The sequence below is a fragment of the Gemmatimonas sp. genome, from assembly GCF_027531815.1.
Lineage (GTDB): Bacteria > Gemmatimonadota > Gemmatimonadetes > Gemmatimonadales > Gemmatimonadaceae > Gemmatimonas.
The window spans coordinates 98,562-125,419 of sequence record NZ_JAPZSK010000011.1; the positions used below are offsets into that span (position 1 = coordinate 98,562).

Consider the following 26,858-nt stretch of genomic DNA (forward strand, 5'->3'; position numbering starts at 1 on the left):
TCGTGGTGCGCTTCTCCAGCCCCGTCCGGGGACTCGGCAGGGAGCGCGTGACCACACGGGTGCGGCAGCCAGCGTAGCGGACCGGTTCCCCCTCCTCAGCCGTCGTTCGTGCGACTAGGGGCGGGGGGCATGGCGCTGGACCTGCTCGGCCATAAGGCGCAGCAGCTCCTGGTTGCTCCACGGCTGCCATCCGTGCGGCTTGAGCGGGCGGCCGTAGTCGAAGCGGCCGGCGTAGTATGGCCCCTTCCCCGGCTCCTTCGTGCTCTCGAGAAACGCTTCGAGCTTGTAGACGGCGAGGTTGAGGAAGTAGTTGTCCATGTCCCCCACGGCGACATGCAGCTTGCCCACCAGCTGCGGCCCCACGGTGGACCAGTGGCGCTCGAGGTAGTCGCGCAGATCGTAGCCTCTGGCGCGCATTGATTCGGCCACACGGTGGTCGAGGACCCCGGTGCGCTTGTCCCAGAGCGGCTTGGGGTAGCCATCGGTGCCCACGGGCGCCCACGCCGCCTGCCAGCCATCCCATTGCCCGCCCGAACGCCCCTTGCTGGCGATCACCGCCTCCGCCGCGTTCTCCTCGCGCATGGTGAGTTCGGTGAGCCCTTCCGGCGTGCGGTTGGCAGGAATCTCCCGGGGTGGCAGCCACGCGTTGTCGCGCACCGCGTAAGCGTTGGAGTCGGCGTACACGTTGCCGAACTGGTAGTGGCGAAAGTCCACCTGATCAGGATACAGCGACCAGGCACCCCCGAAGACGCCGGGATAGTGAATCTGCAGCGCCAGCACATCCCACCCACCGGTGGAGCCACCGGTGAGCGTGCGCGCGTACGCACTGGGAATCGTGCGATAGCGACGGTCAACCTCAGGGATGAGCTCCTGCGTGATGGCGTCGCCATACGGGCCGTTGTTGGCCGAATTGAGAACGTAGCTGTCGTCGTAGAAGGGCGTGGGGTGCTGAATGAATACCGCAATGAATTCGGGTACGCGGCCACTCGTCCACGCCTGTTGGAACTCGCATCCCGGCTCGCGCGCGCTGCGGGCCAGACGCGCGGCGCGTGCGGCTGGCGCCTCGGGACGATCACAGCCGTCGAAGGTGAAGCCGAAGGGCGCGCGCTCGCTGAAGTGCCCCACCGTGTACACCACCGGGTAGCGCTTGCCGGGATTCTGGGCGTACCCCTTGGGGAGCAGCACCACCGCGCCCAGCGGCATGTCATGACGCCAGAAGGCGCTCACCCGCTTGGAGGTGATGCGGAACCGCTGCACCCACTCGGTGTCGGCGATTCTGGGCACGGGCGGTAGCGTACGCACCAGCGGCAGCGCGAGGTGCGTGGCCGCGTCGATGCGCACCTTCTGTACGGCGCTGACGAACGAGCCCGGGGCGTCGTTGAAGCGCTGCCCTTCCCACTGATCCATGTGCGCCCATATGGTGTGGCCGTCGGCGCGCGCGAACTGCGTATACGGCAGCAGCAGCCCCTGCACGTAGTACTCACCGGGCGGCAGCTGACCCAGCGATGCCACCGGGAAACCCGGCACCTCGGGGCCGATGCGCACGCTACGCCCGGGAGCCAGCTGCTCCACATCCACGCCGAAGAACGGTTCGCTGGCGCGGCGTGCTCCCGCCTGCAGGCGCGGCTCGGCGCGGTCGGTGCGCGCCACAAACACGAAGGCGCGCCCCGTGACCGGCGCGGCGCTGCTCCCGGCCGGCAGCGTGAGCGTGACCGTTTGCGCGGCGGCCCGCGACGACGGCGCGAGGGCCAGCAACGAGGCCAGTGTCGAGGCTCGCACCGCTGCAAGCACGGCGGGAAGTAAGGCGGGCAGCGCGACGGGAAGCCGCCGGACTGCGCGGCGGCTGAGCAGGGCAGAGCGAAGGGGACGCATGCGGAAAAGATGCACCCGCATGGCGTTTGCCGCCCTGACGTTACGGCGCCGAGTTCCGCACCCGGAAGAGATAGCTGAACTTCACGAAGGCGCCGTCGCTGGTACGCTCGATATCGCCGGGGCGCATGGTGTCGGAGGCATCGACGGCGGTGCCGTACCCAAAGAAGACCACGGTGCCTGGGCTCGGCAGATAACTCACCAGCCAGTCCGCGCGCCCGAGGAACGACTTGCGCGCCCCCTGCGCCGTGAGCGCGCCGGTGGATGACCGGCGGAAGAGCGGCTGTTCGGTGCGCGGGTCGCGCAGCGCCGTGCGATCGCGTGATTCCACCTGCCCGATGAAGCGCAGGAAGAGGGCGCGAGAGAACTGATACTCGAGTCGCAACCGCGGCACGACCTGCGTGCTGAACACCGAACCGTCACGCTCCCGAACAAACCGCTGATAGCGCAGCAGCGCTCCCACGCGCACCTGCGAGGATGGACGCAGATCCACCTGTGCCTCCACTTCGCGTCGCCGCACGGTGGATGTCTCGAAGAACTCCGGTTCGGTGCCCATCGTGGCGGTGAGACTGGCGCCCGCCTTGCGCCACTGCGGGGTATTCACCGCCAGGGCCGTGTTGCTGGTGATCTGCGCACCGCTGGGGGTGAAGCGCAGCGTGTCCCGGCCATTGGCTCCTAGTACGGCGTACGAGGCGTAGCGCCGCGGATCGAAGGCGACCCGCTGCAGATCGGGGGTGACGCTCACCCGCCAGCCGCCGCGAATGGTCATGGAGTTGTCGAGCGACACGCGCGCCTCAAGCGGCGTATCGCGGCTGGCGAATCCATTGTAATTCCACAACGAACTCGCGCTCACGAAGTGCTGCCGCTGATCCCACCAGCCACCCTTGGCGCCGAACATGGTGAAGCGCTGGTTCACCTGGGCGCGCACGAAATCCACGCGGTTGACGAACCCGGTTTGTGTTTCGAACTCGGGGCTGAACCCCTGCAGGTTGTAGCGGTAGCCGTAGCCGCGCCCGGTGCGCCCGTGGCTCACTTCCCAGAGCGACCCGGTGCGCGTGCTGCTGTCGCGGGTCATGCTGGCCGCGAAGCGAATGTCGGCGCTGTACACCTTGGCGAACTGCAGGCGGGTGTCGAAACCGGCCACGCGGTTGAAGCGCGCCCCTTCGCTGCGATCGGTGAAGACGATGCCGGCGGTGCTCTGCTCCCCAAGATCGCGGCGCAACCGCACGATGTTGAAGCGCGGGCTCGTCGTGCCATCGCTGCCGCTGGTCGGCGCGTCGATGGCCGACAGCAGCCCCACGTCGGTACGCGGAATCTTCCCCGTGAGCTTGAGCGCGCCGAGCGGTTGCACGATGGCGCGCGTGTTGACGAGGCGGTTGGGGGCGTCGAACTGCTCGCTCCCTTCCACGAAGAAGGGACGCAGTTCCGGGAAGAAGAGCGCGAAGCGCACGTCGCCCGGAATCTGCCCGACGTCGGTCTCTACCTGGGAAAAGTCGGGATTGGCGGTGGCGTTGACGGTGAAGTTGGAGGTAATCCCCCACCGCACGTCGCCACCGAACTCCCCGCGGGTCCCGTAGCGCCACGACTCGGGTGCGGCGCCAGCGGCCGGCGCGCCCGTGGTGGAGGTGACCGAGGTGGGGGTGAGGTCGAGCACCAGTCCCCGCTTCATGCCCGTGAGCCCGCGCAGGAACCCGCTCTGCGGCGTGAACGCCTGCAAGGCCCGGGACGTGGGCGCCCAGGTGTCCTGATACCCGGTGCGCTGCGTCTGGCGCACGACCTGCACGCCCCAGTCCTGCGTATTGCCCATCTGGTACCGGATGGACTTGAAGGGAATGCGCAGCTCCACCACGAATCCGTCGTCGAGCAACTGTCCCTTGGATTGCCACACGTAGTCCTGCGACAGATCGACCGCCTGCAGCGACGCGCGCGACACGCCGGGCCCCGCCGACACATCGCTACGCATACCATCGGCCTGCACCCCGTACGCGTTCACCGCGAAGACGAACGAGCGCCTCCGGTCGAGGAAGGTGTCCAGATGCAGAGCCACCCAGTCCTCACTGCCAATGCGGTCGCGTTCGGCCAACGTGGCGCGCACCGTGCCCGGCGGTGCCCAGGCGCGGATCGCCACGTACAGGGCATCCTCGGCATACCAGACGCGCACCTCGGTGTTGTCCTGGGCCGGGCGGCCGTCCACCGGGCTGTACGACGTGAAGTCGGTCAGCACGGTGGCCTGCTTCCAGACCGGCTCGGAGAGCGTCCCGTCGATGGTCACGGACTCGCGCAGCCGAGGCGCCTGCGCCGACAGCTCGCGGGCGCGCCCCGAGAACGAGCGCGCGACGACCGGCGTGGGGTCTGGCGCCGGCGCAGCGGGGGCGGTCGCGGGGCCGTTCAGTTGTTGGATCAGCGCCAGCAGGACCGGAAGCATTGTGGGATGTTAACGCCCCCCCGAACCCCAACGTTGCCTTTTTCCGTTTTTTAGAACGTCAGAATCCTTGGACAGTCGGCGCGTCGGTCGTGCATGATCTGTCCCATGACCCGACTTCGTTCTGCACTTGCCGGCGGCCTGGTGGCCGCCCTGTTCCTCCAGACGGATGCCGCGGCGGCACAGGGGAGTACCCCCGCAGCCCCCCCGGTGCGGGTGGCGCCCGTGGACGCCGCTCTGCGCGACCCCGGGGTGACACGGGCGCTGGCGGCACTCGACGCCGGGGCGCCGGGCATGGCCGCCGGGCTGGCAGCGCTGGGGGCCATCGAATCGCCCTCGGGGCGCGAACACGAGCGGGCGGCCGAGGTGGCCCGGCGCCTGCGCGCGATGGGGATGCCGGAGGTGCAGCTCGACAGCCTCCCCAACGTGGTGGCGCGCATTCCCGGGCGATCGGGGCGCGCCATCGTGTTCGTCTCCACGCTCGACGATCTGGGCTCCATTCCGGCGCTGCAGCGCGCGGCGGGCACACCGCCACGGGTGGAGGGCAACCGCGTGGTGGGGCCGGGGACCAACACGTCGGCCACGACCGAGGCGATGCTCGCGGCGGCCCAGGCTTACCTGGCCACGGGGCGCCGGCCGCAGCACGACCTCGTTTTTGCCGCCGTGGCGCAGGAAGAAACCGGACTGGTGGGGATGAAGGCGTTGTATGCCCGGTATCGCGCGTCGGCGCTGGCGTTCGTGGATATCCTGGGCGACGGCCGCTCCATTACCTACGGGGCGCTGGGCATCCACTGGTGGCGCGTGGTCGCCCGGGGGCCCGGCGGCCACTCGCTGGGCGGGGGCACGCCCAACGTGAACCAGGCCATTGGCCGTGCGGTGGATCGCATCCTGTCGCTGCCGCAGCCGCCCGCGAGTGACAATCCGCAGCGCACCATTCTCAACGTGGCCATGCTGCAGAGCGGCGCCGTGTTCAACCACAAGCCCGACAGCGGCTGGTTCTCGGTGGATATCCGCTCGCTCGACGCGGGGGTGATTGCCCGCACTGAAGCCGAGGTGCAGCGCATCATGGCGGAGGTGGCGCGGGAGACCGGGCTGTCGCTCAGCCTGCAGCCGGTGAGCCGCACGCCGGGCGGGCAGATCGCCGGCGCCGACACGTCGTTGCTGGTGCGCGCCTCGACGGCCATTGCGCAGGCGCTGGGGCTGTCGCCGCGACTGGGGAATGCCGGCTCCGCCAACCTCAACGTGCCCATCGGCGGCGGCTCGCTCGCCATTGGTCTGGGTGGCGAACGCGGGGGCGCGCGCGGCCAGCCTGGCGAGTTCGCCGACATCCCCGCCATGGTGCGGACCGCCAAGCACGTGCTGCTGCTGGCGGTGGTGCTGGGCGACGCGGGCAGCTGAGCGTCTTTACCGGATCGCCGCCGCGACACCAGCGGACACATGACCGTATCGTTCCCGGAGGAAGTCGCCAGCCCCATCGGCCGTGGCTTCCTCGTCGAGTTCCATTCATTTCCCAGGGTATCCACATGCGCCACCTCCGCGCGCTGGTCGCCGGACTGCTCACCGCCTCGCTCGCGTTCGCGCCACGACCCGCTGCGGCGCAGCCGCGCACGCTGACCCCCGGCGACCTCTTCGACCTCGAGTACGTTGCGGAACCGGCCATTTCGCCGGACGGCGAGTGGATCGTGTACGTGCGTCGCTGGAGTGATCGCGCCACCGACCGCCGATACGGCAATCTCTGGATCGTGCGCAGCGATGGCACCGGACACCGGCCGCTCACCACCGGCCGCACGACCGAAAGCGCCCCCGTGTGGTCACCCGACGGGTCACGCCTCGCCTTCATCTCCACCCGCGGCGGGACGCCGCAGCTGTGGGTGCGATGGATGGATCGCGGTGACGAGCTGCCGCTCACGCACGGGGCGGAAGCGCCCAGTGCCCCCGCGTGGTCGCCCGACGGGCGACAGCTGGCGTTCCTGCAGCTGGTGCGCACGCCGCCGCTGGTCATCGGGACACCACTCACGCCGCCGCCGGGCGCCACGTGGGCCGCGCCGCCCAAGTACACCGACCGTCTCGTCTTTCGGCAGGACCAGATCGGTGAGCTGCCAACGGGCTTCGTGCATGCCTTCGTGATTCCCGCCGATGGCGGAACGCCGCGCCAGGTGACCCGCGGCGACTACCACCACGGGGGCAATGTGTACGGTGGCGGCGCGGTCACGTGGAGCGCCGACGGTGCGGAGCTGCTCATGGCCGCGCGGCGCGGTGACAACCCGGAGTGGAATGCCCGCGAGACCGACCTCTTTGCCTTCACCGTGGCGAGTGGCGAGGTGCGCCGCCTCACCCAGCGCTTCGGGCCCGACCAAAGCCCGGCCGTCTCGCCCGATGGCCGCTGGATTGCCTACACCAGCTTCGACGATCGCAAGCAGGGCTACCAGAACACGCAGTTGCACCTCATGGCGCGCGACGGCTCGGGCATGCGCGTGCTTTCGGCACGGCTCGACCGGAGCGTGTCCGCCCCCGTGTGGAGCAGCGACAGCCGGACGATCTACGCCCAGGTGGACGACGAAGGCAACACCAAGGTGGCCCGCTTCTCCCTCGACGGGGCCTTCGAGTATGTCGCGCGCAACCTTGGCAACGGGAACTCGGCCTACAGCGGCGGCAGCTTCTCCGTGGCGCGCGACGGCCGACTGGTAGTCACGGCAAGCACGCCCGCCATGCCCTCCGAACTCGTGCTGGTGACACCCGGCACCGTACGCGGCGGCAAGACAGTGCCGCCACGCACGCTCACCGCGATCAACGACGACGTGCTGAACGGCAAGACGCTCGGCGCGGTGGAAGAGATCTGGTACACATCGGCGAAGGATGGACGCCGCGTGCAGGGGTGGATCATCAAGCCGCCGGGGTTTGCGCCTGACCGCAAGTATCCCCTCATGCTCGAGATCCACGGCGGCCCCTTTGCCAATTACGGCGACCGCTTCGACGAAGAGAAGCAGCTCATGGCGGCAGCAGGCTACGTGGTGCTGTACACCAATCCGCGCGGCAGCACGAGCTACGGCGAGGAGTTCGGCAACCTCATTCACCACGCCTATCCCGGTGACGACTTCGATGACCTCAACAGTGGCGTCGATGCCGTGGTCGCCAAGGGGTATGTGGACGCGAACAACCTGTTCGTGACGGGGGGCAGCGGCGGCGGCGTCCTCACCGCGTGGATGATTGGCCGCACGAACCGCTTTCGCGCGGCGCTCGCTTTCTATCCGGTCATCAACTGGGAGAGTTTTGTGCTCACGGCCGACATGTCGTCCATGGCCGTCAACAACTGGTTCCCCGGTTTCCCGTGGGACCACCCTGAGAACTACGCCAAGCGTTCGCTGCTCTCCGTCGTCAAGCAGGTGCGCACCCCCACGCTCATCATGACCGGCGAGGAAGACTTCCGCACGCCCATGTCGGAGTCGGAGCAGTACTACAAGGCGCTCAAGATGCAGGGCGTGGAAACGGTGCTCGTGCGCGTCCCCGACGAGCCGCACGGCATTCGGCGATATCCCAGCCACGAGGCCGCCAAGATCACGACGATGGTGGGGTGGTTCGCGAAGCACCGCGCAACGGTACCCTGATACCGCAAGAACGCGCAGCGGGAGAGCGCGCCGTCAGACAACGACCCGGCGGCGGTTACCGTCGCCGCCGGCCACTGCACTTCACCTCCACCAGCGCGGTCGGCCGCGGCAGCGCCGTCACGGCCAGCGTGGCGCGCGCCGGTGGATTGCTGGGGAAGAACTTCATGTACTCCGTGTTCATGGCCGCGTAGTCGGCGATGTCCTTGAGGTACACGGTGCACTCGGCCACATCGGCCATGCGGACGCCGCCCGACTCCATCGCCACCCGGATGTTCTCCATCGTCTGACGTGTCTGCGCCGCGATCCCGCCCCCCACGATGTCCTGAGTACCAGGCGCGATCCCGGTCATGCCGGACACGAACACCCATTCGCCTTCGCGAATGGCCACCGAGTAGGCAGGGACCAGCGGGGCGAGCCCCGGCGGGTTGAGCACCGTGCGCTCGGATTGCGCCGCGAGGGGCGCCGCGAGCCCCACCCACCCTGCAAGCAGAACCGCACCAGCAACACGACTGAACATCGGACACACTCCGGAGAGGGGAAGCGCAACGCCGACCACGGCACCAACACGCCCCGAAGGTACCTCTCACGTCCGACGATGCCAGACGCCACAATACAGCAGCGCCGGTTGTTCGCGTCCCGCTCACCCGAGTCCCCATGCCCGCTGTGCGTTTTCCGGCCATCGCCGGCCTGCTGCTGTGCATGTCCGCCGCGCCGCGGCTGCGGGCACAGCCGGTCGACCTCGATGCGGCCACCATTCAGCAACTTGCCGCGGCTCTCGATGCCGGAACGCTGACCAGCGAACGACTGGTCACGCTCAGCCTGGCGCGCCTCGCCGCCTACGACGACAAGGGGCCCCGACTCAACAGCATGCTGGCGATGAACCGCAGCGCGCTGGCCCAGGCACGGGCGCTCGACGCCGAGCGCCGCGCCACGGGAAAGCGATCGCTGCTGCACGGCATTCCGGTCATCGTCAAGGACAACTACGACACCAAGGACCTGCCCACGACTGGCGGGTCGATTCTGCTCGAGGGGTCGATCCCGCCCGACGACGCGTTTCTCGTGAAGAAGCTGCGCGACGCGGGGGCGGTGATTCTCGGCAAGGCCAACCTTTCGGAGTTCGCCTCCGGCAGCGCCTTCAGTTCGCTGGGTGGACAGACGCGCAATCCGCACGATCCACTGCGTACACCGTCCGGATCGTCGGGGGGTACGGGGGCCTCCATCGCCGCCGCGTTCGCGACGCTGGGCATGGGCACCGACACCGGCGGCTCCATTCGCGGACCCTCCACGGTGAATGGCATCGTGGGGCTCAAGCCTACTCTGGGGTTGTTGAGCCGCGATGGCATCATTCCGCTGGCGCTCAGCTTCGACACCGGCGGTCCCATGGCGCGTCACGTGAGCGACATCGCCGTCGCCCTCGATCTGCTGGCTGGCGTCGACGACGCCGACACGGTGACCTGGCGCAGTCGCGGCAAAGCGGACACCGCGTACGTGCGGCACCTGCGGGCCAACGCGCTGGCGGGAGCGCGCATTGGGGTGGCGCGCGACTTCATGGGGCACGACGCCGAGGTGGACTGGGTCACGGAAGCGGCGCTGGCCGGCATGCGGGCGGCCGGCGCGACGATCGTGGACGTGCGGTTGCCACGATGGCTCATCGACGCCAAGGGAGAGTTCTACAGCGCGGTGCGGTACCCCGAGTTCGCCGCACAGATTGCCACGTATCTGGCCACGTTGTCACCGGGGTATCCGCGTTCCCTGACCGCGTTGAGTGCGCGCGCTGACAGCATCGTGGCGCCGCGCGCCGACGGCGCCGGCCCCAACGCCATGCGCTGGTCGCTCTTCAAGCGCGAACTGGCGAGCGGCACGCTCAGCGATCCGCGGTACACCGCGGTGCGCGAGCAGGCGTTGCCGCTGGTCCGTGCGCTGCTCGATGGGCTGTTCGCATCACAGCGGCTCAACGCCATCGTATATCCCACCGGCTCGCGTCGCCCGGATCTCATCAGCGCGCCCCCCGAACCGCCGGGTGGTGGCGCCGCGAGCGGCTCCAACCTCGCCAATCTGTCGGGGTTTCCCGAACTCGTGGTGCCCGCCGGCTTCACCACGGATCAGTTGCCCGTTGGCGTGTCATTTCTCGGGCCTGCGTTCAGTGAGGGCACGCTCCTTGGCCTGGGGTTTGCGTTCGAGCAGCGCACGCGCGCGCGGCGCCTGCCGCGCTTCACGCCGCCGTTGCCGGGGGAGAAACTGATCATTCGGTGAGGCCGTGCAGGTGGCGCTTCAATGTGCGCCTGGGCGCGCTCCGCGAACGCGCTCCGCGAACGCGCCACGTGAGCGTGACGGGCGTGCGGACGGATCGCGGAGGGGGGATATCACGGGTGGTACGCGTCGGCAACGTCTTCGTACACCCGCTTCGACTCGACGATCGCGCCCAGATCACGCAGCGTCTTGCCGTCCACGAGGACGGGGGTGTGGGCGCGACGGATCGTTTCGAAAGCCTCCGCGATACCATCGTAGCCCCGGGCGTCCGTGTACGTCACCGCCACCAGCACATTCCACGGCCCGTCGTCGGTCCCGGTGTCCATCACCGTAAAGCCGCGCATGAGTCCCTGCTCCACCGCAATCCGGTCCATCGCAAACCAGTTGCGCACGATGAACTGTTTCAGCGGCTCGCGCTGTCCCGGGGTGGACTTGAGAAAAGTCAGTTCGACGGCGCGGCGGTCCTGCGGCGGCGTCGCGCGGGCTGGCGGCGCCCTTGCTGAGGCCCGAGTTTCGACGGCGGTCCCCTTCTGGTTCTTCCGGCTGACCGGGCCCTGATCCGGTCCGCGCATGGGTCTACCGGACTCAGCCATTACCGTGAAGGGGCATAGGACCAACTGGTCATACTCGTCGGCTCGGGTGTGGTGATGGTGATCGTGTCCGGATTCGCCGGCACGGCCTGACCATCTCCCGTTGATGATCACCATGCTCCAATCCTTGAAGTTGCTTTCGCGGCGCGCGGCCGTGGCGTTCTCTCTTGCAGCGCTGACCTCCACCCTGGTGGCGTGCGGCGACGACAGCGACACCCCCGTCGCTCCGGCGGGCCAGACGATCACGCAGACGGCGGCGGCCACGCCGCAGCTCTCGACACTCGTTTCCGCCCTGCAGGCGGCCGAGCTCACGGCCACCCTGAATGGCCCCGGGCCGTTCACGGTGTTCGCCCCGATCAACCCCGCCTTCAGCGCCCTCCCGGCCGACGTGCTGCAGCGCCTGCTGGAGTCGGGGAACCGCGCGATCCTGACCAAGCTGCTCACGTTCCATGTGGTCCCCGGGCGCCTCACCGCCAGCCAGCTGCAGAACGGCCAGACGCTGACCACGGTGGAAGGCACCACGCTCCCGGTGACGGTGGCCGGCGGGGTGGTCACGGTGGGTGGCGCGCGCGTCACCACCGCTGACATCAGCGCGTCCAATGGCGTCGTGCACCTCATCGACGGCGTGCTGCTCGGCAGCCTGGACATCGTGGACAACGCCATCATTCGCGGGTTCAGCTCGCTGGTGAGCGCCGTGACCACCGCGAACCTCGCCGGTGCGCTGCGCGGCGGAAACCTCACGGTGTTCGCCCCCACCAACGCGGCGTTCGCCGCCATCCCCGGTGGCGCCCCCACCACGGCCGCGGCGCTGACCCCGGTACTGCAGCTGCACGTGATCGGCTCGCGCGCGCTCTCCACGCAGCTCACCAACGGGCAGCAGCTGCCCACGCTGCTCACGGGCGCCAATCTCACCGTCGGTCTCGCGGGCGGCACGGTGCGCCTTACGGGCCCGCGCAACACGGTGCAGGTGGTCACCGCAGACATCGTGGCCAAGAACGGCGTGATCCACGTGATTGACAACGTGCTGCTCCCGGCTGCCGCACCGCAGACCATCACGCAGACCGCCATTGCCACGCCGCAGCTGTCGACACTGGTCGCGGCGCTGCAGGCCGCTGAACTCACCGGCACGCTGAGTGGCACCGGCCCGTTCACGGTGTTCGCCCCGGTGAACGACGCCTTCGCCGCGCTTCCCGCCGGCGTCGTGCAGCGTCTGCTCGAGACGGGCAACCGCGCCATTCTCAGCAAGCTGCTCACGTTCCACGTAGTCCCCGGCCGCATTACCGCGAGCCAGCTGCAGAACGGCCAGACGCTTACCACGGTGGAAGGCACCACGCTCCCGGTGACGGTCGCCGGCGGTGTCGTCACGGTTGGTGGCGCCCGTGTGACCACCGCCGACATCAACGCCTCCAACGGCGTCGTGCACCTCATCGACGGCGTGCTGCTGGGCAGCCTGGACATCGTGGACAACGCGATCATCCGCGGCCTCAGCTCGCTGGTGAGCGCGGTCACGGCGGCCAACCTTGGCACCGCCCTCCGCGGCGGCAATCTCACCGTGTTCGCGCCCACCAACGCGGCGTTCGCGGCAATTCCGGGTGGCGCCCCCAGCGATGTGGCGGCGCTGACGCGCGTGCTGCAGCTGCACGTGGTGGGCGCGCGCGCGCTCTCCACGCAGCTCACCAACGGTCAGCAGCTGCCCACGTTGCTCGCGGGCTCGAGCCTCTCCGTCGGACTCGTGGGTGGTGGCGTGCGCATCACCGGTCCGCGCAACACGGTGTCGGTCGTCTCGGCAGATATCGTGGCCAAGAACGGCGTCATCCACGTGATCGACAACGTGCTGCTCCCCGCGCCGCCGCAGCAAACCATCACGCAGACGGCCGTCGCCACGGCGCAGCTCTCCACGCTGGTCGCAGCGCTGCAGGCCGCCGAACTCACCGGCACGCTGAGCGGCACGGGGCCGTTCACCGTCTTCGCCCCGGTCAATCAGGCGTTTGCCGGCCTGCCGGCGGGTGTGCTGCAGCGTCTGCTCGAGACCGGAAATCGCGCCATCCTCAGCAAGCTGCTCACGTTCCATGTCGTACCGGGACGCATCACCGCCAGCCAGCTGCGGAATGGCCAGACGCTCACCACGGTCGAAGGCACGACGCTGCCGGTGACGGTCGCCAGCGGGTTCATCTTCGTGGGCGGCGCGCAGGTGACCACCGCCGATATCGAAGCCTCCAACGGGGTGGTGCACCTCATCGACGGCGTGCTGCTGGGCAGCCTCGACATCGTCGACAACGCCATCATCCGCGGCTTCACGTCGCTGGTCGGCGCCGTGACGGCGGCGGGGCTTACCAATGCCCTGCGCGGTGACAACCTCACGGTGTTCGCCCCCACCAACGCCGCGTTCGCTGCCATTCCCGGTGGCGCGCCCAGCAACACCGCTACGCTGGCGAACGTGCTGCAGCTGCACGTGACGGGGTCGCGGGCCCTGGCAGCCCAGTTGACCAACGGGCGGCAGGTGCCCACGCTGCTCGCGAACACCAACCTGTCCGTGGGGCTCATCGGCGGCACGGTGCGGCTCACCGGACCGCGCAACTTTGCGACGGTACTGACCGCCGATATCGTGACGAAGAACGGCATCATTCACGTGATCGACACCGTGCTGCTGCCCTGAGCATTGGCACGCGTCTCGCGCCCTGACGCGTGGAACGGCCACCCGGCATGTCAGCCGGGTGGCCGTTCGTGTGTGAAGCGCCGATGGCCCCACAGCAGCTCTTGCTGCTGACTATCCCGATGGGCACTATTCCGGACAGTAGAACCAATGCCCCGCGGGCAAGGTTCTCTGCGCTCGGCCGGTGGGCGAAGTCTCCTCATGTGAGGTCTGTTGCCATGACCAATGTCAGAACCACCGCGCACCGCGTGGCGTCAATGCTGCTCGCCGCCGGGGCCGGCGCCGTTGCCGCCTGTGGTGACTCGCCCGTCGGCCCGACGCCGCCACGCGTGGTGCGCAGCATCCTGGATACGCTCACGCCGAGAGGGTACGTGTCCATCGCGGTCGACTCCATGCGCGGGCGCTCCGTGAACACGGCGCGCGTGAACTGGACCGATTTTCGCAGCCGATATCTGGCCCGGGCGGCCGCCGTGCCGACCCTGCGAGACAGCTACTCGATCATCTCCGCGGCGCTGCGCGAACTCGATCCGCACAGCAGCATTTCGCCCCCCAATCAGCTGCCCGGCTCGACCGACGCACCGACCGATCGCCCGGACCAGCGTGTGAACGGACGCATGATCACGCCGCGCCTGGGCTACGTGTGGATTCCCGGTTTCATCGGTCGCAGCCAGTCGGGACGGGTGGACACCACGCACACGCTGTTGCGCGAACTCGACGCCAACCGCCCCTGCGGATGGATCGTGGACCTGCGGCACAACAGCGGCGGATTCGTCTTTGCCCTCATGGCGAGCGTGGGGCCGCTGTGGAACACCGACAACGGCTTCGCGGGCGGGCTGCAGTACAGCGGTACCTATCGCGAGCTCTGGTACTATCGCGATCGCGGGAACAATGGGGTCTTCGGCCTCAGTAACCTGCGCGACTCGGCGGAGTTGGTGGTGCCCAACCCGTTCCGCCCCACGCGACGCGGGCTGCCGGTGGCCGTGCTCATTGGCAGTTCGCAGGTCACCTTGCCCGACGGCCGTGTCGCGCGCTCCGTAACGGCCAGTGCGGCGGAAGCCATCACGCTCGCCTTCCGCGGCGGCCCGCCGTCACGCGTGTTCGGGCTTCCCAGCATCGGTGTCGCCAGCGGGCGCGACTTCTTTTTCATGCCCGACACGGCGCGCGTGGATATCACCGACTCGTACATGTTCGCGCGCGACGGCTTCACCCCAGGCGACCGACCGATTGCGCCGGATCAGGAGGTGGCGGGCGGCATTGCGCGGACCATCACCGGCGATCCCGCCGATCCCACCGTGGCTGCAGCAATCACGTGGCTCCAGGCCCGCAACGAGTGCACCGGCTCGACCGCGACCCCGCCGCAACGGGATGCCGGCGTCCGCTCGGCGCTCGACCTGCTGCAGACCGCTCCGCCGGCAGCCACCGACCGTCGGCGACCCAAGGGCGTGGACGTGGTGTTTCGGCGTGGCGGGACGTCGTAGGGTCCCCACCGGTCGGTTCACTCAGCCACGGCGGGCCGTGTCGCACTACACCAAGGTCGCCCGTTACGATGGCGCCGAGTGTCGTGCCAAGGCGGATGATGCAGGCGACGGCCGATCACCACGTTCGCGTAAGTTGCCCATACTTGGCTGTGAATGTGCCATCCCCTCTGTCCGATCTCGTGTCCATGCCCACTCCCCCGTCTGCTCGTCTGGTTCGTCCGCGTCGCTGGCTCACCTGCTCTCTGCTGGTGCTCGCCGCCACCACTGCCTGCGGAGGCGGGGATCCGTCGACGTCGGCGCCGCCAGCGCCCACCCCGCCGCCGCCCCCGGCGCTCACGGGGGCCACGGCGTCGGTGAATGCGCTGACGCTTACCGCGGGGCAGTCGGGATCGCTGACGATTACCGCCACCGTCGCCGCCGGCGCGACCGCGACCTTTGCCCTTGTCTCGGCCAACACGGCGGTCGCCACCGTGTCGGGGAGCGCGGGCCAGTATACGATCACGGCCGTGAGCCCCGGCAGCACGACGCTCACGGCCCAGATAAGCGCGGCGGGGCCAGCACTTGCCAGTGCAACGCGCACGCTGGACATCCCGGTGACCGTCGTCGCGCCCGTGGCGGTGACGCTGACGCCCGGCACACTGGCGCTGCGTCCCGGCGGCTCAGGCGTGTTGACGGTCGCCATCTCCGGTGGTTCGCCGACCCCCACGGTGCAGGCGTGTACCTCCGGGAACGTGGCGGTGGCGACGACCGCGTTGAGTGGAAGCGCGTGCACCGTGACCGCGGTGGGGCCGGGGAGTGCGACGATCACCGCGGCCGCCTCCACCGGCCAGTCGGCGCAAGCCACCGTTTCAGTGGCCGCGGAGTCGGCGATCACCGCGCTGACGGTCGCCCCGGCCTCGCCCGCGCTCACGATCGGCCAGCAGCTCACACTCGTGCCGTCGGTCACGCGCGCATCGAGCACCGTGGACGTCACGTATGGCTTTCGGGCCGTGGGCACCGCGGCCAGCGTCAGCGCGAGTGGTGTGGTCACCGCACTCACCGCGGGCAGCACCGACATCACCGTTACGGCGCGCGGGAGCGGTGGCGGCTTCGTCGCGGCGGAGCTGACCACCACGATCCGCGTCACCGTTTCGGCGGCCATCAGTTCGATCACGATCGAGCCCGGCGCGCTGTCACTGGCCCGCGGTCTGGCGGCGCAGGCCACCGCGGTGCTCCGCAATGCGGCCGGCGCCATTCTCACCGACCAGGCCGTGCAATGGAGTTCGTCGGATACGAGTGTGGCGCGGGTGGATGCAAACGGGCTGGTGGCGAGCGGTCGCACCGGCAGCGCGGTCCTGGAGGCCATCAGTGGCGGCGTGCGCGGCTCGGCCACGGTGACCGTCACCGCGCCGCCGCCGAATGCCGCGTGCCGACTGCCGTCGCGCACCGGATCGGTGAGCTTCGGCTTCCCCCGCAACTCGGCGCGCCTGCGCAGCACCGGCACCGTGCGTGCCACGGTGCTCTTCGTCGACTTCAGCGATGCTCCAGCCACGCGCACGACGCAGAGCGTCCTCGACATCATTCAGCCCACGGCCGGCGCGTTTTTCGCGGCGCAGTCCTACGGGGCGATGTCGCTGGTGCTCGAACCGCAGCAGCGCTGGCTGCGCATGTCGAAGCCTTCCACGCAGTACGGATGGCCGAGCAACGTCACGTTTGAGGCCCATCGCCTGCTCCTGCAGGAAGCGGCCGATCTGGCGGCACCCTTCACCGACATGTCGGCGGCCGACCTGCTGGTCGTGATGACCAACCCGGATGCCGGCGCGATCACGTTCGGCCCCGCGTTCACACCGAACACCGGGAGCGGCATCCGCGTGCCGGGGCGGGCGACCACGATCGATAACGCCACGAATTCCGCCCGCGATCTCAGGACGTGGGGCGGCCTGTGGTTGTCGCACGAGATGGGGCATCTGCTGTCGCTGCCGGACCTGTACGACTACGCGCCACCGACGCCGGCGCAGACGCACCTCCACGTGGGGGAGTGGAGCATCATGGGGCTCATCAGCGGTCGCGGGGGCGAGTTCACGGCCTTCGAGCGCTGGCAGCTCGGCTGGCTTGCCGATGAGCAGCTGGTGTGTGCACCCGCAAGCACGTCGCTCGTCTCGCTCACCCCAATCACCCAGGCGGGCGGCACGAAGGCGGTGCTTGTGCCACTCTCGGCCACATCGGCGCTGGTGGTCGAGAGCCGACGCGCCACGGGGTTCGACGCGCGGCTGCCCCAGACGGGAGCGCTCACCTATCTCATCGACACGCAGGTAGCGAGTGGCCGAGGCACCATGCGCGTTCTCCCGATGGCCGACACGGATTTGGCGAAGCTCACGCGCGTGCTCGCCCCGGGCCAGAGCGTGACGCTGGGCGGGGCAAGCATCACCCTGGTATCGCGCACGGACGGGAGCGATGTGGTGCGGGTCGTACGCCCCTGACGGCAGCGCCATACAGGTTCGACCGTCTGGAATGAATGGCGCGCTGACGCGTGCGTGTCCGGCATGTCACGGGCACGCTAGCCACCGTGAACTTCTCCACACATGGCCCCTATCCTTCGTCTCGTCGCCGCTGCACTGGTGGTGTTGCCCATCGCCCTTTCGGCGCAACCCGCCCCGTCCCGTGCCGCGATCGCTGATCTCAAGCTATCGTATGCCGTTCCCGCTGGATGGACGGCGCCGCCGGAATCGCGGGCAGTGGTCGAACCGCTTGCCAGAGTGCATTTGTATCGTGCCGGGAGCGACCGGGCGCTGGCCCTCGTGGTGGCGGGATGGCGGGATGTCGACGCCTTGATGAATGCCGCCCTGGCAGATCTTCAATCGCTCAGCGGCGCAGCGCCGGCACCGGACGGCCCCGTGACGGACCGCCGCGTGGGGCGCTGGAACGGCCGGACGGCGTCGATTCGCCTGACAGGGGTAGGGGGAGTACCGCTCCGGTCGCGGATCGTGGCCTTCGTCACGGAGCACGGCAGTACCATGGCGCTGGTCACGGTGACCGATGCAACGACAGAGGCGGCGGTGCAGCAGGCGGCGGAACAACTCCTGGGGTCGGTGAGGGCCGCCCCCGTTACCACGGACGCAGCGGCGATGGCCCGCGTGGTCGGACGGTGGCGGTGGTTCACGAGTACCTCAGGGAGCTACGGCAGCGGGGGCAGCAATGCGGAGTCGACGCTACGTCTGGATGCCGACGGGCGTTACGAGCGGCGAACGACGAGCAGTACCTACGTGACTGGTGCGACGATCGCGCCGACGGACACCCGGGAGGCGGGGCGGTGGCGGGCGGTGTCACCCCGAATGCTGCTCCTGGAGCCGGCGGGCGGGGCAGCGGAGCTGCTGGTTTACGCGCTCGATGGGGGCCGACTGACGATCGACGGCAAGCGGTATCTGCCCGTCAGGTGAACGGGCGACCGCGGCGCATCATGGCAGGGAGTCAGCGCAGGCGCGCCTGTGTTTCGTTGATGAGATCCTTGTACTGCAGGAGGATGCGGTCCCACTCGCGGAAGAGCTCATCATCCTTCACGGTCGCACGACCGTCGTCGGCCTTCTCGCTTGCCAGCTTGATGGTGTACTTGAGCGGATTGGAGTCGGCAAGCTTCACGATCACGCGCGTGCGGATGACCTTGTCGCTGAAGCGGCGCACATTCCACCCGGTGCGCAAGTAGCCCGTCTCCTTGTCGGTCACTTCGAGTACATCGAAGCTGTTGGTGATGATCTGGCTGATCGTCTTCCACGCCTCGTCGGGCGTGCGCTTGCCAGCAACCTCGACGGTGAAGTTGACATTCGCCTGATCGCTTGCCAGCGAGAGATCCCATGCCTCGTCGCGCTCGAGCTTGACCATCTCGTCGAACGGGATGGGCTGCGCATTGTCCTGATTGCAATACTCCCGGCGCTGCGCGGAGAAGGCGGGCGCCTCGATGCGCACCTCCGCGCAGGTCCCCGTGCGGATCGCCACGTTGAACTGCCCGGTGCCGACCTTCCGACCACTAACGAAAATGTCCGCGGTTGCCGGCTCCGCCGATACGGCCACCATGCGATCGCGCAGTTCGATCTTGTCGGTAAGGGGCAGCGCGGCGAACGCCGGGCCCTCGCAGTACTGCTTCTCGACGGGCATGAAGCCGGGACGGACGGCACGCACGACGCTGCACTGTCCAGGCGGCACCGCGATCTCCGCTGCATTTTCACCGATGGACTTGCCGGCCACCTCGATGGTCGTGCCGGCAGGGGCAACGGTCAGCAGCACGGCCCGATCGGTGAGCTGGAACCGCTCGATGGTCGGCGGCTGGGTACCCTCAAGATTTTCGTAGCGCTTCACGATCCGGCGGTAGCCGGGCTTCGTGATCTCCAATGTGCGCGCCTTGTCACGCTCCACCTCGAGCACGAAGGATCGTCGCGGCTGCACAACGCCATCCACCCGGCCGTCGGCATCGAAGGGGTCGATGTTGATGGGGAAACGCCAGGTGGTCAGGGCGAACTTCAGCCCGCCGCTTTGCACGTCTGCCTTCGTGAAGACGCGCGTGACGGGGCGGTACCCCTCGGCGGTGATGAGAACACGAGTGCCCTCCTCCTTGACGATAACCGAGGCTGTTCCTCCCTGACCCAGCAGCGTACTGTCCCCGCGGGGATTGTAGCCATAGACCTTCGCCGTCGACGGCGTCACCGTGAGCAGCAACGGCTTTTGCGAGCACGCCGACAGGACAGCGCCCATCGTCAGCATACTGGACGCCGCGGCGAAACGGGAAGCGGATGCGCGGGGACGACGAAGAGCGGGCATGAGGTCTCGAGGTCGAGAAGGATTGACACGTGTATGGCAGGACTCGCGTCGAGTCTATGGAAGGGAGTCCGGCGCGGCAAGCATTTTCGTGGCGGGAAATGGGAAGTTCCCAGCCGATCGGCAGCTTGAAGCGCTGAAGGGCCAGCCCCTTGCCGCAAGGAGCGGGCGGAGGTGACTCCGTGTACCCCGACCGCAGACGTGGTCCAACTCCGATCTACGAGCGGACGTCGAGCCCCGGGCCGTTGGCCTGTCGTGCGCCGATGTCGTCCAGCACCGGCACGAGCGTGAGGTGACGTCCGCGATGAGCCACCACGCGGTCGGAGGTCGACGAGGGCTTCGCGCGTGAGGACGACCCGTCGATCGCCCCCGACCGGAATGCCTATCCTGCCGTCACTTCACGCTTTCTCAGGCCCTGCGACGAAGGCGGACGACTACACCGAGAGCCAGGAGGCCAGCACCCGTGAGGGCTGAGGTCGACGGCTCGGGGACGGAGGCAACCACCGAGATGTTGTCGAGGTGATCGCCGTGGGTGTTCTGCGTCCCAAGCGACTGGAATCCCAGCTTCGTCTGAGTGCCCGCGGCGACGAAGTTGTATGAGAACACGTTCCAGGTATACGGCGTGCGCATCTGGGGAGTCTGGAACAGGGGCACGTCATTGATGAGGAGGCCCAGTACGCTGAACTGGTCCCCGCCTCCACCATTTCGATGCGCCGCCGAGAAGGTCACGGTGTACTCGCGCCCCTGCTGGGTGTTCAGCGTCTGCCAGATCGTCGTGTTCGAGTTGGCATGGTGCACATCGAGCTCGAGGTGCTGCATCCCGTCGGCCGCGGCGAACGAGTCAAGTCCACGCCAGATCTCGAACTTGTTCGGATTCCCGTTGGATTCCCAGCCGGTGAGCGAGTTGACCCACAACCACGAGGAGGCAATCGTGTTCGCCTCAAAGCTGCAGTTCGCGACCAGATTACCGACGGCCGTCGTGCACGACTGCGCCTCGGCGATCGACGTCAGCGACAGGGAAGCGGCAGAGGCGAGTGCACACAACGTGCGGAAGCGGCGCATGGGCAGTGAGCTGATGGGCGGAGAGACGTGCGGCTGGCGCTCCGAGCCTCAACAGTCATGCCAATCGCACGGCCCTGCCGCACCCGCCGCGCGTGAGGCCCCGAGCATCACGCAGCGGGAAGTCCCTGGCGCTTCCTCCGGATGCGTCCGTTACACTTCGTCGTGTCCCACGGCTCGACGTCGGCCGGGTGTGCGCGACCCCAGGCAAGCACCACACACGAGAGGCGCTGCACATCTCCAACAGGAGCATGGCATGGGCGCAACGCCTGAGTGCCCGGTGTGCGGACGGCGGTCTGTTGATCGTTCCAGAAGGGACTCGCGGGGGATGGCGGTGGCGCGTCACGGGTCGTTCAAGCTGTACACCTGAGTCTGGTTTGGCATGGCCTTTGCAGAGGTACGATCGAGTTTGGCAGATCGTACGACGGGGTATGCCTCACGGCCCCGCCATTCCAATTCAGCTCAGGCGAGAATATGCGTTCCCTTCTTGTTGGTGCCTTGTGGCTTGCGGCGACCGCGTCCCCGGCGTTCGCGCAGGTCAGCTTTTCGTCATCCGCGGGAGCTCCCGACCCGGGGTTTGCCCCGAATCAGCAGCTGCTGGTGAACTTCAACAACCTGAATCCGGCCTCGTATCCCGGGGTCTCGCTCAGCGGCAACTACGCCATCCTGAACGGATCTCTCCCAGGCGCCGCGGCACCGGCCGGCGTGACGTCAGGGTTCTTCGCGGTGCCGAATGTGTCCGGGCCCAGCTACGGCACGGCCGTGATCGATTTTTCGACGTATCTCGGGGCGCGGTCGTTCAGCTCGCTGAGCTTCTATTGGGGCTCCATCGACAGCTACAACATGCTTGAGCTGCTCGACGCGAACGGCAAGGCGTTGAGTATCCTGGGCACCAGCAACGCGGGGTTCTTCACCGGCACCGATCTGGTCGTCCCCGCCAATGGCAATCAGACGAGCGCGCTCACCAACCGTCGCCTGTTCCTGAACCTCGAGGCCACGCCGACTTTTCGTGCGCTGCGATTGACGTCGAACGGACGGGCCTTCGAAATCGACGACATCGCCGGCGCCATGACGGTCCCGGAGCCGGGAACGCTGGGGCTTCTGGGCGCGGGGCTCATCGGCATGATGACGGGGGCACGGCGGCGCCGGCGTTGATCCGGTCGGCCACGACACGCGCCTGGTGCGTACGATTGGGTGCGCACTGTCAGGTGCGCACCATCCAGGTGCCCGACAGGCGTTCGAACAGGCTGCGCGAGGGGGTGCGCCACGCACTCCATAGCCAGAGCAGGATGGTGCCGACGACGAGCCCCATGACGTACAGGCTGGCCCGCGCCTGCATGCGCATCAACGACACGGCCCACAACCCGGCCATGGCGGGTGCCGCAATGAGGAGATGCCGCAGGCACAGGCGCCAACGCGTGGCGGGGGCGCCGCTGTCGTCGACGAGGTCGAGGCGCAGCAGGCGCAGCATCAGGCCACGTCGCCCGACCACGGCAATCGTCAGGGTGATCAGACTGGTCATCAGCGCCATCGCGAACATGAAGCCGAGGGCATTTCGCACCCCGAGGGTGATCATTCCGGGTGGCGTCGCGCGGAGCTCCGTGAGCAGGCGCCGGTCCGCCGCCACGCTGTCGCGAGGGACTGGGCGTGGGTGAGCCGCGAGGAGGGAGTCGAACACCCGCTGCTCCCGCACGGTGAGGCGTTTTCGAACTCCGGCCTGCAGCGCCGCGCGTGTTGAGTCGCCTCCGGCGGGGACCGCGACGCGCGCGGCCAGATAGGTGGCAAAGGCGTCGCGATCGTCGCGCGCCCCCGCGGCGGACGCCGAGGGCGTCGGATCCGCCGCGATCCACGTGGTGAAGTCCACCAGCGCGTCCCGGTCCCGCTCCTGCGTGGTTCTCGTGCCGATGAACCACGCGGTCACACATGCCAGAGACACGGCGCAGACCAGCGCGGTTCCCAACCGTCTCGCGCGAGAGACGGTGCCGGACACAACACCCGTCGCGGCGATGGCGTCGCGTACGGTGTCGGGCGTCGGGGCTCCCGTCGTGAGGGCGTCCAGGAGCGCGCGGGCCTTGGGCGGCAACTCCCGTAGCGTGTCCTCGCGCGGGGCGGCGAGAATGGCCTGAGCAAAGTGCCGGAAGGGATGGGGGCCGTCCGGATCGCCCCCACCATGAGTGGGGGACCCTCCGGCAAGTCGGAACGGCACCCAGAGCAACTGGTCGTCCGGGGCAATCAGCAGACGGGCGCTCGTACCGTCGGGCATCGGCGCTCCGGTACGCGCCGCCACCTCGGACGTCAGATCCAGGAGCCAGCGGCGGATGACCGGCCACGGGCACGGGCGCTGGAGACGCTCGCGCAGGGACTCACCGTCCACGGCCGCGTAGACGTCCCAGGATTCCGTGTCCGTGACGACGGTTTCCAGAAAGCGGGGTGCCGAAATGCGTGGCAGGCGAACGGCGTGCGCGGCGGAACCGACCAGCGGTGCGCCGCTCACCAGCCAGACGGACCGCCCGAGTCCCGGATCTCGAGCCAGCAGGACGGAATCCGGCGAGTCCAGCTGGGCGCTGACCTGATACTCCCCCACCATCACCATCGGTACCGGCCGGCTCGGCAGTCCTGACCTGGTGTGGTCATCACGCGTCCGTTCCGCCGTCCTGGGCCGGGTCGTAACCACCCGGGTGCCGGTCCAGCGATCATGTTCGGCGCGCCAGCCGTTGGCCGTGCGCGCCCGCAGGAACAGGAGGGCCGGCAGCACCCAGAACCACAGGCTATTATGCGTCTCAAGTTGTTCCGCTGACAGCACGCCACCCGCCAGCAGGAGCAGCATGAGCCAGGAATCCGCACTGACCACCGCGGCCCGCGCCAGCCCGGCTCGCCATCCCGCGCGTCCGCCCCCGTTGGCGATGACGCGAAGCTTCAGCAGTCGCTTGCCCGGCGTGAACCCGACGACGCCCTCCATGATGCCCAGGCCGAGTGCCGCGAGCAGCGGGAGACCGTTCGCTGTCACGGCCTGCCGCACCGCTCCGCCCGCGCCAGGCGCGAGGGTGAGCGGCGTGGCGAGGACGAGGTCAACCAGCACGACGTCGAGGAACGCGGCCGCAAAGCGGCGCACCGGCTCGGCCGACGTCCAACTCTGGGGCAACGCGGCCTCCAGCGCCGCCCGAAGCTGGGCGTACGATGCCCACCGCGCGTCGGGTTTTCGCGCCAGACAGGTCATCAGCGTCGCCTCCACCGCAGGGGGCACGCTGACGCCGTGGTGGGCGAGCGGCGTCGGATCCTCGCTGACGACCTGGGCGATGAGTCGCGCGGCGCTCGTGGCCGAATAGGGAAACGCACCGGTCAGCAGGTAGTAGAGCGTCGCCCCCACCGCATAGATGTCCGAGCGGACATCGAGCGCCTCGCCCAGCAGTTGCTCAGGCGACGAGCAGACCGGTGTGCCGATGAACAGCCCCGTTTGGGTGAGGCGCATCTCCCCAGCCGACTCCACCGGACGGGACAATCCGAAGTCGCCGACCTTCAGCTCGCCCCCGGCCCCCACGAAAATGTTCGACGGCTTGATGTCGCGATGGAGAATGCCCTGTCGCTCGGCCGCCTCGAGTCCGGCGATCACCTGCAGCATGTCCTGCACCGCCTCGACCCACGGCAAGGGTCCGCGTTGCGCGACCTTGTGCTCGAGGGTGCCGCCACCCACGAGCTCCATCGCGATCACCAGACGCCCGTCGATGTCCTCGGTGCGGTAGACGTACACGACGTGCGGATGGTCGATGGCGGCAGCCAGCTGGCCCTCCCGCAGGAAGCGCTGGCGATCGGCCTCCGCATCCAGTCCCTGTGCCAGCAGCTTCAGTGCGACGACACGCCCGGTCTCATGCTCGCGTGCCGCCCACACCACGCCCATGCCACCACGCCCCAACTCGTGGTCGAGCATGTAGCGGCCGATCACCGCACCCGCGCCGCAGGCGGTCCCGGTCCTGGCCGCGCTGTCGTGGTCCGGGCCGCGCGAGCCTGAGGGGTCAGTCGTCGAGGGCGTGGGCGACGGCTCGAGTGGTGGCATCCGGTGGTCGGGAGTAGGGACAGGGCACGGGCACGCCTGCGGTCAGGCGCTCAGGTCATGCCGCGACCTCCCCCGGTTTCACCGACGTCGAGCAGACAGGCAGACACAGCAGCAGATGGTTCCTGTCGAGTATATGGCGTGGTCTTCCGCGGCGCGAGCACCGGCGCGGGGCGGGCCGCTCCCGCCGGTCCGCGACATGAATGGCACCGACACGCGCTGTCCATTCCCCTGCGGAAGGTGCTGGTGTCCGCGGTAGTGAAGCGTGTGCGCCACGCGCCCGTGAATGAGAGCGCATTCAGCAGAAACATCACCAGAGAACTCCGCTTTGGGCGCCCGTGCTTGTTCGGGGTATTCCCCCCGTTGCATGCCTACCTCGCGTGAATCAACTACGCCCCACCGGCGCGGGGCCTGCATCAATTTTTGGCAAGAAAAGGCAGCAGATTGGCGAGCTCGGGTTTACCTCGCGCGCAGTGCGCCGGGTATCGCTTCAGTATGACTACTTCATCTCGTTCCCGCGCCAGACAGCTTGTGTCCAGCTTGGCCCTTGGGGCCGGCATAATCGCCTGCGACAACGATGGGGCCGTTGGCCCGACGCCCGACGGATCAGGACGGTTCGCCGCAACGGCGTGCCCACAGCCCCTTCCGCCGGGGCTCAGCGAAGGAACGACCGTGCGCTGCGGGACGCTTACGGTTCCCGAGAACCACGCGGTGCCCAACGGCAAGTCGATCCAGCTGTCCGTCCTCATCCTCAAGGGGGCGGCCACCGTGACCAAGGATCCCATTGTCCACTTGCAGGGAGGACCCGGCGGCACCTACAGCAGCTACGCCCAGGTCCTCGGCGGGGAGTTCGGCCTCGGGACCTCCAGGGCAACCGGCCGCGAGATCGTGTTCTTCGATCAACGCGGCACCGGCGCTTCGAAGCCGGCGCTCATGTGCAGAGCCAACGAGGAAGCCCCGGCATGCCTCAGTCGGCTGAAGGCAGCGAGCATCGATCTCGCGGCCTACAACTCCGAGGAGAGTGCGCGGGACGTGGAGATGCTGCGCACGGCGCTGGGCTACGAAAAACTCAACCTGTACGGCCAGTCATACGGTACAGTTTTGGCGCAGACGGTGATGCGGTTGTTCCCCGGCTCCGTGCGATCCACGATGATCGAGGGCGTTTCATCGGTTCCGTTCGACGCCCAACTCTCCAGCTCACCCAAGTCCCTCGAGTCGGCGCTCGGGCGCGTCTTCGAGGAATGTGCCGCCGACGCTGCCTGCAAGGCGGCGTACCCGTCGCCCTCCCGGGATCTCGATGACATCTTGCGCGCGCTGGAGGAGGCGGGCGCTGACCCGTCGGGGTTCGTGGGCATTCTCGGCACGCTGACCCAGTTCTCGCAGGGCAAGTCCTACATTCCATACATGCTGCGCGCCGCCGCGACGAATGACGAAGCGAAGTTCAATGCGCTCGCGCCGGTAGTTGAACAGGCCCAGGCTTGTTTAGCTGCGGTTCAGGAGACCCTCGCGCTGGGCGCCCTCATCGCGGTGAACTGCTATGATTACGGGCCGCTCGCCACGACCGCGCGGTGGAATGCCGTCAACGGCAGCGCGCGCCCGGCATTTCGCGCCGCCAACCCCCAACAGCCGCTGCCCTGTGAGCTGCTGCCGACGTCGAGGGTCTCCGATGCCCACCGGAGTCCGTTCGCCAGCAGCATTCCGACACTGCTAATAAGCGGCTCGGCCGATAGCAACACGCCCAAGGAGACCGCCGACGCGCTGGCGCCTTCGCTGAGCAAAGCCTACAAAGTGGTGGTTCCTGGCTGGGGGCACGTCATTCTGGCGTTCCAAGAGCCGTGCAGCACGAACATCTTTCGCGAGTTCGTCCGAGACCCGTCGCGGGCGCCGAACACATCGTGTCTCGCGAAAACCACGTTCCCAACGACTATTCGCTGACCCGTGCGCCAAGTCGCTGTGCCGCCAGTGCATCCCCCGGGACGCACTGGCCCCCCGGGAAGTCGCGACGGCAACTCAAGTTCGCTGACCCAGTGGTCGACCCTTCAAAGGCGGTGTGTCCGATGTGTCTCATTCGGACGTGTCGACTTGGTGCCACGTAGGTC

General features: G+C 68.3%; 16 protein-coding genes. 9 read left to right on the top strand and 7 right to left on the bottom strand.

Annotated features, from left to right (window positions below; genetic code table 11):
* Nucleotides 1-114: 114 nt before the first annotated feature.
* Nucleotides 115-1,872 (bottom strand): alpha/beta hydrolase-fold protein, encoded by a 1,758-nt coding sequence (locus tag O9271_RS14510; protein WP_298271106.1) that lies wholly within the window; start codon nt 1,870-1,872, stop codon nt 115-117.
* A 40-nt stretch (nt 1,873-1,912) separates the two neighbouring features.
* Nucleotides 1,913-4,294 (bottom strand): DUF5916 domain-containing protein, encoded by a 2,382-nt coding sequence (locus O9271_RS14515; RefSeq protein WP_298271108.1) that lies wholly within the window; start codon nt 4,292-4,294, stop codon nt 1,913-1,915.
* A 105-nt stretch (nt 4,295-4,399) separates the two neighbouring features.
* On the opposite strand from O9271_RS14515, the gene O9271_RS14520 reads away from it, so the two are divergent.
* Nucleotides 4,400-5,689 (top strand): M20/M25/M40 family metallo-hydrolase, encoded by a 1,290-nt coding sequence (locus O9271_RS14520; protein ID WP_298271111.1) that lies wholly within the window; start codon nt 4,400-4,402, stop codon nt 5,687-5,689.
* A gap of 125 nt (nt 5,690-5,814) precedes the next feature.
* On the top strand, nt 5,815-7,896 hold the full coding sequence (locus tag O9271_RS14525) for a S9 family peptidase (protein ID WP_298271113.1): 2,082 nt from the start codon (nt 5,815-5,817) through the stop codon (nt 7,894-7,896).
* 55 nt (nt 7,897-7,951) lie between these two features.
* Here O9271_RS14525 and O9271_RS14530 read toward each other — a convergent pair whose 3' ends face one another.
* A complete protein-coding gene (locus tag O9271_RS14530; protein ID WP_298271117.1) occupies nt 7,952-8,413 on the bottom strand; it encodes a RidA family protein in 462 nt (153 codons plus the stop codon).
* Between the two features lie 137 nt (nt 8,414-8,550).
* Here O9271_RS14530 and O9271_RS14535 point away from each other — a divergent pair, with 137 nt between their 5' ends.
* Nucleotides 8,551-10,149 carry an amidase family protein gene (locus tag O9271_RS14535; RefSeq protein WP_298271120.1) on the top strand — a complete coding sequence of 533 codons (1,599 nt, stop codon included), beginning with the start codon at nt 8,551-8,553 and terminating at the stop codon, nt 10,147-10,149.
* Between the two features lie 110 nt (nt 10,150-10,259).
* On the opposite strand, the gene O9271_RS14540 is transcribed toward O9271_RS14535, so the two are convergent.
* Nucleotides 10,260-10,853 carry a hypothetical protein gene (locus O9271_RS14540; protein WP_298271122.1) on the bottom strand — a complete coding sequence of 198 codons (594 nt, stop codon included), beginning with the start codon at nt 10,851-10,853 and terminating at the stop codon, nt 10,260-10,262.
* Here O9271_RS14540 and O9271_RS14545 point away from each other — a divergent pair.
* The 4 genes from O9271_RS14545 to O9271_RS14560 all read left to right on the top strand — a co-directional run bounded on the left by O9271_RS14545 (nt 10,852) and on the right by O9271_RS14560 (nt 18,283).
* A complete protein-coding gene (locus O9271_RS14545) occupies nt 10,852-13,392 on the top strand; it encodes a fasciclin domain-containing protein (RefSeq protein WP_298271125.1) in 2,541 nt (846 codons plus the stop codon). The two genes, O9271_RS14540 and O9271_RS14545, sit on opposite strands and share 2 nt — an antisense overlap.
* A gap of 215 nt (nt 13,393-13,607) precedes the next feature.
* A complete protein-coding gene (locus tag O9271_RS14550; RefSeq protein ID WP_298271128.1) occupies nt 13,608-14,867 on the top strand; it encodes a S41 family peptidase in 1,260 nt (419 codons plus the stop codon).
* A 185-nt stretch (nt 14,868-15,052) separates the two neighbouring features.
* Nucleotides 15,053-17,326, top strand: coding sequence for a M6 family metalloprotease domain-containing protein (locus O9271_RS14555; protein ID WP_298271130.1), 2,274 nt, complete (start codon nt 15,053-15,055; stop codon nt 17,324-17,326).
* 102 nt (nt 17,327-17,428) lie between these two features.
* On the top strand, nt 17,429-18,283 hold the full coding sequence (locus O9271_RS14560) for a hypothetical protein (RefSeq protein WP_298271133.1): 855 nt from the start codon (nt 17,429-17,431) through the stop codon (nt 18,281-18,283).
* A 31-nt stretch (nt 18,284-18,314) separates the two neighbouring features.
* Here the strand turns inward: O9271_RS14560 and O9271_RS14565 are convergent, their stop codons facing one another.
* On the bottom strand, nt 18,315-19,589 hold the full coding sequence (locus tag O9271_RS14565) for a hypothetical protein (RefSeq protein ID WP_298271136.1): 1,275 nt from the start codon (nt 19,587-19,589) through the stop codon (nt 18,315-18,317).
* Nucleotides 19,590-20,060: 471 nt separating this feature from the next.
* Complete coding sequence (locus O9271_RS14570) at nt 20,061-20,714, bottom strand: DUF642 domain-containing protein (RefSeq protein WP_298271139.1); 654 nt, start codon at nt 20,712-20,714, stop codon at nt 20,061-20,063.
* A gap of 471 nt (nt 20,715-21,185) precedes the next feature.
* On the opposite strand from O9271_RS14570, the gene O9271_RS14575 reads away from it, so the two are divergent.
* The gene (locus O9271_RS14575) at nt 21,186-21,866 is read left to right on the top strand and encodes a PEP-CTERM sorting domain-containing protein (RefSeq protein WP_298271141.1); all 681 of its coding nucleotides are present in this window, start codon (nt 21,186-21,188) and stop codon (nt 21,864-21,866) included.
* A gap of 49 nt (nt 21,867-21,915) precedes the next feature.
* On the opposite strand, the gene O9271_RS14580 is transcribed toward O9271_RS14575, so the two are convergent.
* Nucleotides 21,916-24,636, bottom strand: a complete 2,721-nt coding sequence (locus tag O9271_RS14580; protein WP_298271144.1) for a serine/threonine-protein kinase — start codon at nt 24,634-24,636, stop codon at nt 21,916-21,918.
* Between the two features lie 834 nt (nt 24,637-25,470).
* Here O9271_RS14580 and O9271_RS14585 point away from each other — a divergent pair.
* Complete coding sequence (locus O9271_RS14585) at nt 25,471-26,694, top strand: alpha/beta fold hydrolase (protein WP_298271147.1); 1,224 nt, start codon at nt 25,471-25,473, stop codon at nt 26,692-26,694.
* The last annotated feature ends 164 nt before the right edge of the window (nt 26,695-26,858 follow it).